8 protein-coding genes and 3 pseudogenes are annotated in these 10,354 nt (G+C 59.3%); 4 read left to right on the top strand and 7 right to left on the bottom strand.

Annotation, left to right across the window (positions count from 1 at the left end):
* Nucleotides 1-161, bottom strand: a pseudogene (locus AruPA_RS19855) (IS630 family transposase); the annotation flags it as partial.
* A gap of 43 nt (nucleotides 162-204) precedes the next feature.
* Here AruPA_RS19855 and AruPA_RS19850 point away from each other — a divergent pair.
* Entirely contained in the window at nucleotides 205-513 is a 309-nt protein-coding gene (locus tag AruPA_RS19850; RefSeq protein WP_265638488.1) for a LexA family transcriptional regulator, read from the top strand.
* On the opposite strand, the pseudogene AruPA_RS19845 reads toward AruPA_RS19850, so the two are convergent.
* Nucleotides 511-3,201, bottom strand: a pseudogene (locus AruPA_RS19845) (Tn3 family transposase); the annotation flags it as partial. The gene AruPA_RS19850 and the pseudogene AruPA_RS19845 sit on opposite strands and share 3 nt — an antisense overlap.
* 125 nt (nucleotides 3,202-3,326) lie before the next feature.
* On the opposite strand from AruPA_RS19845, the gene AruPA_RS19840 reads away from it, so the two are divergent.
* On the top strand, nucleotides 3,327-3,869 hold the full coding sequence (locus tag AruPA_RS19840; protein WP_265638485.1) for a recombinase family protein: 543 nt from the start codon (nucleotides 3,327-3,329) through the stop codon (nucleotides 3,867-3,869).
* Between the two features lie 7 nt (nucleotides 3,870-3,876).
* On the opposite strand, the gene AruPA_RS19835 is transcribed toward AruPA_RS19840, so the two are convergent.
* Genes AruPA_RS19835 through AruPA_RS19825 form a run of 3 tightly spaced genes read right to left on the bottom strand, consistent with a single transcriptional unit; the run spans nucleotide 3,877 to nucleotide 6,241 of the window.
* Entirely contained in the window at nucleotides 3,877-5,157 is a 1,281-nt protein-coding gene (locus AruPA_RS19835) for an APC family permease (protein ID WP_265638484.1), read from the bottom strand.
* 32 nt (nucleotides 5,158-5,189) lie between these two features.
* On the bottom strand, nucleotides 5,190-5,507 hold the full coding sequence (locus AruPA_RS19830) for a cupin domain-containing protein (RefSeq protein WP_265638483.1): 318 nt from the start codon (nucleotides 5,505-5,507) through the stop codon (nucleotides 5,190-5,192).
* A complete protein-coding gene (locus AruPA_RS19825) occupies nucleotides 5,504-6,241 on the bottom strand; it encodes a YqcI/YcgG family protein (RefSeq protein WP_265638482.1) in 738 nt (245 codons plus the stop codon). The genes AruPA_RS19830 and AruPA_RS19825 overlap by 4 nt, the downstream gene beginning before the upstream one ends.
* 117 nt (nucleotides 6,242-6,358) lie before the next feature.
* Here AruPA_RS19825 and AruPA_RS19820 point away from each other — a divergent pair, with 117 nt between their 5' ends.
* Entirely contained in the window at nucleotides 6,359-6,823 is a 465-nt protein-coding gene (locus tag AruPA_RS19820) for an Lrp/AsnC family transcriptional regulator (protein ID WP_265638481.1), read from the top strand.
* Between the two features lie 392 nt (nucleotides 6,824-7,215).
* Here AruPA_RS19820 and AruPA_RS19815 read toward each other — a convergent pair whose 3' ends face one another.
* The gene (locus AruPA_RS19815; RefSeq protein WP_265638480.1) at nucleotides 7,216-8,562 is read right to left on the bottom strand and encodes an IS1380 family transposase; all 1,347 of its coding nucleotides are present in this window, start codon (nucleotides 8,560-8,562) and stop codon (nucleotides 7,216-7,218) included.
* A gap of 94 nt (nucleotides 8,563-8,656) precedes the next feature.
* A pseudogene (locus tag AruPA_RS19810) lies at nucleotides 8,657-9,597 on the bottom strand (IS630 family transposase); the annotation flags it as partial.
* Nucleotides 9,598-9,851: 254 nt separating this feature from the next.
* Between AruPA_RS19810 and AruPA_RS21735 the strand changes: the two are divergent.
* On the top strand, nucleotides 9,852-10,295 hold the full coding sequence (locus AruPA_RS21735) for a hypothetical protein (protein WP_322784415.1): 444 nt from the start codon (nucleotides 9,852-9,854) through the stop codon (nucleotides 10,293-10,295).
* The last annotated feature ends 59 nt before the right edge of the window (nucleotides 10,296-10,354 follow it).

The following is a 10,354-nucleotide window of genomic DNA, read 5'->3' as shown; positions in this document are numbered from 1 at the left end:
TGCACGGAAGCAGCGATTGCCTCGTCGCCGACCCCGGCATCGGCGGCCAGCAATATCTGCATCCGCTTCAGCCGGCGCACCGGCTGCTTGCCGCCACTCACCAAAGCGCTGAGTTCGTCGCGCTCGGCCTGGCTGAGGTCGACCCGATACCTTACGTTCATTCCGAAACCCTTTCTCGACGAAAGAGCCTTGGATGAACCCCAAATGAATCAATCGTTTGACCAAATGACGCCGGCACCGCCAGCATCGTTCACCCCCAAGCAGGGCCAGTACCTCGCCTTCATATGGGCCTATACGCAGATCAACGGTCGCGCGCCGGCCGAGGCCGACTTCCAGCGCTACTTCAAGGTCACCGCCCCGTCAGTTCACCAAATGCTCAAGACCCTCAACAAGCTCGGTCTGATCGAGAAGCTGCCCGGCGTCCCTCGCAGCATTCAGATGCTCGTCGCGCCGCAGGAACTACCCGTTCTTGGATTGGATCAACCCGTCATAATCACTGCGACGGGACACTAGCCGGTTGAAGAATATCGCACGGGCAAGCGCGTTGCGGGCCTCACCTTTGTTCAGGCCGGCATGAGCACGCCGGCGAAGATCGAGATTTCGAATCCAGTCCAAGGTGAACAGGGTTCTTTCCAAGCGGCCGACCTCGCGTAGGGCAATGGCAAGACCGTTCTGGCGTGGGAAAGCGGCCAGGCGGCGCAGCATCGCCGATGCGGTCGTGGTGCCGGCATGGATGGAAGTTCCCATCCGGAGAAGATCGTTCCAGTTGGTCTCGACATGGGCGATATCGAGTGTGCCGCCAACCATCGGTTCGAGTACCGGGTCCACGGCCATCCCTGGTAGAAGGTACAGGCGGCGATCCTTGATGTCGCGCAGTCGCGGTGCGAAGCGGAATCCAAAGAAGGGGCAGACACCAAAAACGTGATCGGTCGCGCCTCCAGTGTCCGTATAGTGCTCGCTGATCTGCAAGCCGGTTTGATGATAGAGCAGGCCGTCGAGCACATGTGGTGCCTCGCTGGCGGTCGCGGCGATGACCTTGGTGTGGAATGGGCCGAATTGGTCGGAGATATGGGTGTAGAATGCGACCCCAGGCTCATTGCCGTGGCGGGCATTGATGTCACCAATTCCAGCACCTTGGCCGCCCGCCTGAAAATATTGCCCATCGGATGACGAGGTCGTGCCGTCGCCCCACAGCCGGGCGATCGGCAAAGCGCGATGTGCCTCGATCAATCTGGTCAATGCGGCAGTGTAGGTTTCTTCCCGGACGTGCCAGTCATGAACCCAGGCGAGCTGGCGCAATGTAACGCCGCGGCAGGTTTCAGCCATTCGTGTCAGCCCTAGATTGATGCCATCCGCAAGAACGGCCGCGAGAAGAACGTTACGGTCATCGGCCGATCGGCCATTCCGCTGATGGGTGAAGCAGGCCGAGAAGCCCGTCCAAGCATCGACTTCGAGCAGCAGGTCGGTGATTTTCACGCGGGGCACCAAGCTGTAGGCCGCGTCTCTCGCCGCTTCGGCCTTGTCCGGCATGTTGGCGCGCAGAGGGGAAATTTTCAGCTCGCCGTCCGTGATGGTGGCGTCGGGCAAACTGCCAGCCTTCGCCAAGCTGGTTACGACATCGAGATCCTGTTTCAGGGCCTCTCCGCGCCCGGCGATATACGAGGTGAACACGGGATCGATGGCGAGGGGCAAGGGGCCGGCCGCTTTCAGCGCTTCGAAGGTCGGCTGCGGGATCAGGGTGGCTTCAAGGGCCTGATACTGGCGGCTGCCCTCGACCCAGATATCACCAGCACGAAGTCGCTCCCGCAATTCCCAGATCGCACAGATTTCATAGGCGCGGCGATCGATGGCGCCCTGCTGAAAGACGAAAGACCGCCAGGATCGACGGACAAAACCGGTCGGCACCGTTGCTGGCAGGACCCGTTTTCCAGTGCGCCACGCTTCGCGGATCAAGCCGATCGCTTTGAGCAGGCTGGCCGCACTTTCTGCCCCCTGAAGCGAAACCGTTTCCAGCAGCGCCGGGACGAATTTCCGGATCGTTGCGTATCTGCCGAGTAATTCCGATCGACTGTCGGCTGCATCCGGTGCGGTCAGAGCGCGCGCCTCGGCGACACATTTGACGAACCGTGCCCAAGGGAGGTGCTGTTCGATTGCGGCGATGGGATCTTGCCTGCAGTCTCGTGCCGTGATCACGGCATTGCAAGCACCGGCCAGCGTCTTCAGATGCGCACGCAGGTCGCCGGCGGATTGCAGCGTCTTTTCCTCGGCGTTCCGTTCGGCCTTCCGACCGAAACTGCCGATCAACTTCTCGAACATGAACAGCGCCGCGTCGATCAGTCGTGATTCCAGCCGTGTGACCGTCGCGGCTAGCACGGCATGGCGCCGTGCTGGGGCAAGTTCGGCCAGGTGCTGGGTGGTCATGCGCAACCCCTCATCGGCCATCCGCTCGAAGACGACCGCCGGCACAACGGGATCACGATCTTTCTTCAATCCGATCCCCCGGACGAACCGGATTCGCTCGAGGATGGCGAGGACGTTCCGACCGGCCGGTGACTGGGGCGCGGTTCGCAACCAAGCGAGCGAGGTGATGTGACTTTCGGTCCGTCGTTGAAGCAGCGCATCGAGGGCTTGGCGCTGGGTGACAGTCAACGTATCGATCACCGCGCGATGGCTGATGCGTTCGGCGTCGCTACGGGCTTGGTGAATGGCGCGTTCTATCACGATTGGCGGCGGCAGAAGAATGCGCCGCTGCCGCAGTTCGTCCAAGGCAAGCGCTATTAGCCGACCCGGCCGCCGATCGATCTGGGCTGCCGGGGTCAACCGCGCCACCAGTTCGCCAAAGGTAGCATCGCCGAAGGCGTGATAGCCGAAAGTCGTCGTCAAATCGGCAAGATGCTTGCGGCGCGTTTCATCGCGCCGCCCATAAGCGGTAAAGGCGCTACGACGAACGCCAAGTTGACGCGCAACGAAAGCGATGATCGGTGCTGGCGGCGTTTCTCCGGCGGCCAGCACGCGGCCGGGACAGCGAAGATAAAGCAGCAGCATGGCAAAGCCGAGTTGGGTCGCCTCGGTGCGCCTGCTGCGGATCAACGCCAGGTCTTCGCGGCTGAGCGTGAAATGGCGAACCATGTCCCGCTCCTCGATGGGCGGCATGAGCAGCCGGTTCCATGCTTCCGCATTCAGCAGCCGACGTCGCGCCATCTGGTCTTTCTCCCTGTCCGTGAAACGATCCTTTGATGGCCAAGCGCTATGTGTCCGTAAACCATGGACACGCTACGAGAATACGGACAAGATGATTTTCGGACAACAAAACGGACAAATCAGCGATGAAGCGCGTCGGCTACGCCCGGGTTTCCACCAACGAGCAGGATCTGGCCCTCCAGCGTGATGCGCTGGTCGCAGCGAAGTGTGATCGAATCTTCGAAGATCGCGCGTCCGGTGCCAAAACCGATCGGCCGGGGTTGTCTGAAGCACTTGCCTATTTGCGTGACGGGGATACCCTGGTGGTCTGGAAGCTGGACAGGCTGGGGCGATCGATGTCGCACCTGATTGACACGGTGAAAGAGTTGGATGCCCGCCACATCGGCCTGCACAGTATGACCGAGCAGATCGATACCGGCACGCCAGGAGGCCGGTTGATTTTCCACGTGTTCGGCGCGCTCGGGCAATTTGAGCGTGACCTGATCCGCGAGCGGACCCGTGCCGGCCTTCACGCCGCACAAGCCCGTGGTCGCCTCGGCGGCAGGAAGCCCGTCATCACCGACGATAAGCTCAGGCGGGCACGTGATTTGATCGCCAAAGGGCTGACTGTCCGAGAGGCTGCGAGCCGCGTCAGGGTCGGGAAAACCGCGCTTTACAAAGCCCTGTAACCGAGCGCTACCCGCAAGCATCAGTTTTGCGCTCGGATGACAGAATCGCCGGTCGGTTTCGTTGAATCAACGTCAAGAAAAGCGATAGTATAATGATAAAGATCGGATACAATAGGGATTTGCCTTGCCAAGACAAAATAACCAGACTGCCTACAAAAACAAAAACAGAAAGTGATTTCTCAAACACGCTTTTGCATAATTTTAATATGACTAGAGCCGCAATCCCATAAAGGATCAGAAAATTTTGCCCGGCCAGGCTGAACATTTTTCCTATCCCGATAAATCCTAGACCACTTAACAGCAGAACCAACAAAAGAACTCCTATGGTCGCCACGACGGCAGTGACCGGCCGCCCACCGGCTGTCTCCCCTAAAACCGAAGGCAGAACTCCATCGCGGCCAAGTCCATAGACCATTCGTGAGACGCCCCACACGGCACCTGACAGATTCGCAAAAATGATCACGGCGGCAACGCCGGCGACCATCGTAACGCCTAATTTCCCCAGCGATGGTTGAGCGATCGCCACAAATGGTGAGACATATGAACCGCTGATATCGATATCTTGAGCGACATAGGCGATACCAAGATAGAGGATTGACGCAATCACGAACGAGAGACCCATCGCGATTGGGTAGTCCCGGGTGGGGTTTCGAAATTCTTCCGCGATGCCGGCACCAACTTCCCATCCGGTGAAAGCAAAAAATAACATCATAAAGGGTGAGGTAAGTATCCCGATGTGCGAAAAACTCGGGAAGACAATCGGTAAATGCATCGGGCGGGCGGCTGCGCTTACGATGCCAACCCCCAGAAATGCGACGACGGCACTAAGCACGAGGGACGCTAGCCATGCCATCACGCGGGCAGCGGCAGTTCCCGGTACCAGATGAGGTATCATGGCACAGAGGATTAAACCGGCTGCGTAGAAACGGGGCGATCCACCGAACACGGCAGCCACATAGTGACCGCCGGTTAGCGCAATAGCCGGCAGCCCAAAAATAACCGCCCCCAGAAACAGAAGGGAAGCGATCCGCTCTCCGAGAGGGCCGAACGCCCGCCGCGCGTAAGCGGATATTCCACCAGCCTCGGGATAGCGTTTGCCAAGCACTATGAAGACGCCGAGCAACGGCACGGCACAGACCGCACACGCCAACCAAGCCGCGAAGGCGTATCCCCCCGCTTGCTCAACTGCGAGGCCAGGCAAGGTGAGAAGCCCCGCGCCGATTACGATATTCAGCATCAGCGCCGTGCCGCGCAGGACGCCAAGCGACTTGGCAAGGCCGTCGGTCATGAGGTCTACATCTCCGGTTAGATCATAAGCATTTAGGTCAAAGCCAGTGCGAGGCGACGGAGGGCGATGAGATACGTTGCCCCGTCATCGAGGGCTTCGGATCCATGTCGGTCGCCGGCCGGAAGATTGATGACGTCACCCGGTTTGCACGTCCTCTCACCGTTCTCCCAGAAGAAGCGTACTGCCCCGCCGACGATAATCAGCGTCTCGTCGGTGTCGTGCTTATGCCAGTCGTGTAGTTTGCCGGGAGCATCCCTTTGAACCTCGATCGATCCTTGCTCAGGCAAAATCCCGAAGATGAGGTTCGCGGGATCATTCACATCTGCCTGACCTGGGTTGATGGTGATCATGCCGCCTTCTCCGTCCGCGATTTAAGGCTGTGAAACGGACAGGCTGTCGGTTGGTTTTCCTCGTCGAGAAAATACTGGGCGAACTCGCGCGTGCTGGGGTCACCGTAGCGGCCCAGTGCGGGTGATTCCGGGATGAAATCATAGGCAACAAGCCGTTTTCGAACCTTGTCAAATGCGGATTTGGCAGATGCTTCCGTGCCCAGAATGTTTTCGAACACCCAGCGGGGCTGAAATGTGACCATGAGGCTGGTTGATCGACGGCTCTGCCGCATGACATGAGCCGGTGTGTTGCAAACTACGAAAATCGGTTCGCCGGCGAATGAAAACTCCCAACCAGGCGTATCCAAATCCTCCGGAATATCCGCCGGCCATGGGTGTGAGTCGAGCGCCGCAAGATCACGCAGGAAGTTCCAGAACATTGTTCGGTAAAATGCCACATTCCGGACCGGCCCAGGTCTAGTCATCACGACGAGGGAGGTGTTGGGGCCGATGTCCCGGGCGCGAGTGAGATAGCGGGTGAGTATGGGCGCAGTTTTCGGAGCGTCCAATAGATCAGCAAAGGAAAATCTGAGTTGATTGGCGCGAAAGCCTGCAACACCGAAGATGCAGGGAAAGGGCCGCTCCTCGCTTAGCAGAGTCGTGGCAAAATCGGATAGAAGTATTCGTTGCCACGCATCGTTCTGGAATTTTTGCTCTATCTCGAACCGATCAAGAAAGCCGTCCATGGTGTCCATCCCGTTGTTGTTTGACCGCCGGGATGGCACTCCAAAATGGTGCAGCCAACTTGCCAAATTGGCGTAAAATTGCCATTTTGATCCCAGCTCAGCCGGCTCTCAGATCAGGACGTGGCAATGGCACAGGATAACGCAGGTCGCCCCAGCCGGCTTCGACTCAGCGAGGTTGATCGGAGAATTTTGGGGTTGCTCCAGCAAGACAGCCGGCGGACAATTTCGGAAATATCCGCTGCCACCGGTGTATCGCGTGCGACGGTCAGAGACCGTATCGACATCATGCGGGAGGGCGGTGTAATCCGCCGCTTCACGATCGAAATGGCTGACGATCCACCTCTTGAGAATTTTCAAGCAGGTGCGTTTCTCCACCTGGAGCTTAAACGGCCAGTATGCCGAATTGTCTATTCCGCGATCCGGGCCTGGCCTGAGTTGATGGGTTGTTGGTCGATCGCAGGTGATCTCGATATGGTCATCAGGCTGGAAACCAATTCAACCGACGATCTCGAGAGACTGCGCGATATACTATGTCGACATCAGGAGGTGAAGACTCTGAAAACTCTCACGATTCTGCGAGAATGGTGCTGATCTCGCGAGCCTCAATCAGCAGCCATCGGATGTCCGGCCGACTCTGTGCGTGATTTGTTCACGTCTAGCGTACGTAAAATGCACTTTCGTGTCAGGCCCCCATCCAGTCTCGTTGTGTGATCGAAGCGATTTGTTTTGGCATCTGCATGAACTTGTTCCAGGCGTTTCGGCAGGCGGCAAGGATTTCGTCGTAGCTGTTCCAGACCTGATGGCTTAGCCGCATTTATTCATGAGGGCGTTTCATTCAATTCTTCTACAATTAGCTATGCAACCTGACGTCGTGGGCGCGTGACGACTCACCGGCCGCTCTGGGCTGGTTTTGGTGAGCTTGGCGATGTGTCGGCGCTGGAGTTGGATGAGATCGGGACCGGTCGGGGCAACCGCCCCTGGGCTCAGACCAGTAACCTGGGCAGTCTGGCCAGAGCGTAGCGGAGAATGACCTGATCCGGCATCGATCGCGGCAGATGCAGGCGAATTGATTTCTTCAATGTCTCGACCTGGACGGCGAGTTTGATCAGGCGCAGGCGCAAGGTATCGAACTGGATGCCGCGCCAGCGTGAGCGACGCGGCATCAGGGAGCGAAAACTCCACATCAGCCAATACGCGCCGATATGCAGGAACAGGCGCATCTGGTTGGCGCTGGCCCGCGAGCATGAGGTGCGGTCAGCCGCGAGATGGGTCTTCCACGCCTTGATGTGATTTTCAGCCTGGCCGCGCGCGCAGTAGATGTTTTGATACAGGGTGCGTGGCGATCCAGCCTTCAGGTTGGTGACGATAAAGCGGGTATCGACCCCCATCGGTCCGGCCTCGACGCGCGCGATGATCCGCTCGACGCGGTCCCAGCTTGCCGCACCATCATGGAACTCCTTGAACCTCCGAACTTTCTCGCCCGGTGTCTGTTCCGCCCGGGCCGCGGTGCTGGCCTCCAGAGCGATGACGTGTTTGCGCAGCGTCGATGTCGGCGCAACACCGAAGATGTAACTCAGGTCGCGCGCGCGACAGAAACGCAGCACTTCCGGCGTGCAATAGTGGGAATCGCCGCGCAGCATGATCGCGGTGCGCGGCCAGTGGCTACGGATGGCATCAATCAGGCGGCGCAGCCATTTGACGATCTGGGTCCCTTTCGGTCGGCAGGCGGGGCGTAGCACGGCGGCGATCATACGGCCGTCACCATCGAACACCACGATCGGCTGGAAACCGTATTCATCGTGATGCGCGTTGAACAAACAGAGTTGCTGTGCGCCGTGGACGGCATCGAAGGTATCGTCGATGTCGAGCACGATGCTGTTGGGCACTCTGCGGAAACTCGAGCAATAATGCTCGACCATCGCCATGCCCATGCGCAGCAGCGCGCGGGGTCCGGGCAGGTTCTCAGTGCGCGAGATCGTTGCCTGCGAGCATAAATCCCCCGCCTCGGGCAGGCGCTCCATCGCGAGCTTGAAGATCGGATCGCGGCGCAACCTGTCAGCGTCGTTGCCGTCCTCATAGCCGGCCGCGATCATCAGCATGCGAAACCGGATGATTTCGTCGAGCCCATGGACCACACGCCCGGGCGCACGAGGATCATCGATGCACGCGGCCAAACGACTTGCGATGCCGAGCCGCTGCTCGATGGCGCGTAACCCCAGCAACCCCCCGTCGGAGGAAAGCAGATCGCCGTCGAACCGGGCCTCGATCGACTTGCCGGCGACAGGTGACAGACCAGGGAGAATTGGGGTATTTGCAACCGAGGCGAGCATGGCGTTCCGTCGTGGTGAAGTTTTGTCTCGATAACAAATTCGTACACCGAATCAACGGTTTATGCTATGCTCGCCGACCTTCATGCATAATGCGGGTTAGGAAGTTGCCACGCAGAAATTGCCAGATGTTTTCGACTGGGTTGAGCTCTGGGGAATAGGGCGGCAGCGCTAGCAGGCTGATGTTGTCAGGCACTGGCAAACGTTCGCCGGCTTGATGCCAGCCGGCGCCATCGAGCACCAGCACGGCGTGCGCGCCAGGCGCGACCTGCGTGCTGATTTCCCGAAGATGTTCGGCCATCGCCTCGCTATTGACTGCCGGCATGATGATGGCGGCACCAATACAGCGTTTTGGGCAGACGGCGCCAAACAGATAGGCGGAGTCATGGCGATTGTCGCGCACAGCCACTGGTCGGGAACCCCGCTCTGCCCAGACATAGGTCAGGGTTCCCTTCTGACCGACACGGGCTTCATCGGCGAACCACACCTCGATCGGCTTACGGGCCGCCGTGGCCGGGATCGCCGCCGCTACCAGGCCAGCGAAGTCTTTTTAAAAATGTCCTGTGCCGCAGTGTCCTTTTTCGGATGATACGGACGCGGCTGGACCCGCGTGAACTTGAGCCGCCGCAACAGTCGGCTGATCGACGTCTCGTGCAGGGTAACCGCAAACTCGGTCTCGATCCGTCGCTGCAGGTCGACACAGCGCCACCGTACCACGCCGTCACGCTCCAGGTCCGGGCCCTGCCTGACCCATGCCGCGATCTGCGCCTGCTGCGAAGCCGACAATCGGGGTGGCGGGCCGTTGCGGCGCGGCGCATCGCCCAGTCCTTCAGGTCCCAATCCATTGTAACGGTGCACCCAGTCGCGCAGCGTCTGCCGGTCCATGGCACAGGCCTCGGCCGCATCGCGCCGAGACCAGCCTTCGAGAACAAGAGCAATCGCCAGCAGCCGCCTCGAAATCTTCGCATCCGTCGCGCGAGCCGCCCGCTCGCGCAGCGCCATAGCCGACAAGTCCAAACGCGTTATCGCTACCGTCATCGCAAACCTCCTCCAGGGAAGTTCAGCGAATCATACCCGCCCGAGCCGCGACAACTCACTTTCGAGTCAACGGAACCTCAGGTTGGTATTATGCCGTTTGAACGGACAGCGAAAGCGGGAAGGTAAGGAGAACCAGATACCAGCCGGAGGCCTCTACCAACGGAGAGCAACTGATGATACCATTTCCGAAATAAAGAGTGAATTTGGGCGGTTCGGCTCGATTCATACGGTTTCACCGTCGGAGGGCTGAAACGATGACTCCCGAGGAAGACAAGTTTCGGGTTGACGGAACCCTTGAGCGTACTTCCCACACCAGCGCATCGATTGTCCTGACGAACTTGGGCACGCTGCTTGCAGATCTTGAACCGCTTTACAAGGACATTCACGCCCATCCAGAATTGTCGATGCATGAGACGCGAACGGGCGGCATTGCGGCCGACAATCTCCGGAAGGCAGGCTACGAGGTGACGACCGGGGTCGGCAAGACGGGTGTGGTCGGACTGCTCCGCAACGGCGACGGGCCAACCGTGATGCTGCGGGCCGACATGGACGCGCTGCCGATCGCGGAGAACACCGGTCTTGCCTACGCCAGCAAGGTTTCGGTTAAGGATGATGCAGGAAATGACGTTCCGGTAGGCCATATGTGCGGCCACGACATGCATGTTGCGTGGCTAGTTGGGGCCGCACGCCGGGGTTGATCGGTGCGTTGTACGTACAGCACCGGCGTGTATACCGGATGGCCTTGCAGTAAAGGACG

It is taken from the genome of Acidiphilium sp. PA (assembly GCF_026191915.1).
Lineage (GTDB): Bacteria > Pseudomonadota > Alphaproteobacteria > Acetobacterales > Acetobacteraceae > Acidiphilium.
This window is presented reverse-complemented; position numbering and strand designations above follow the sequence as displayed.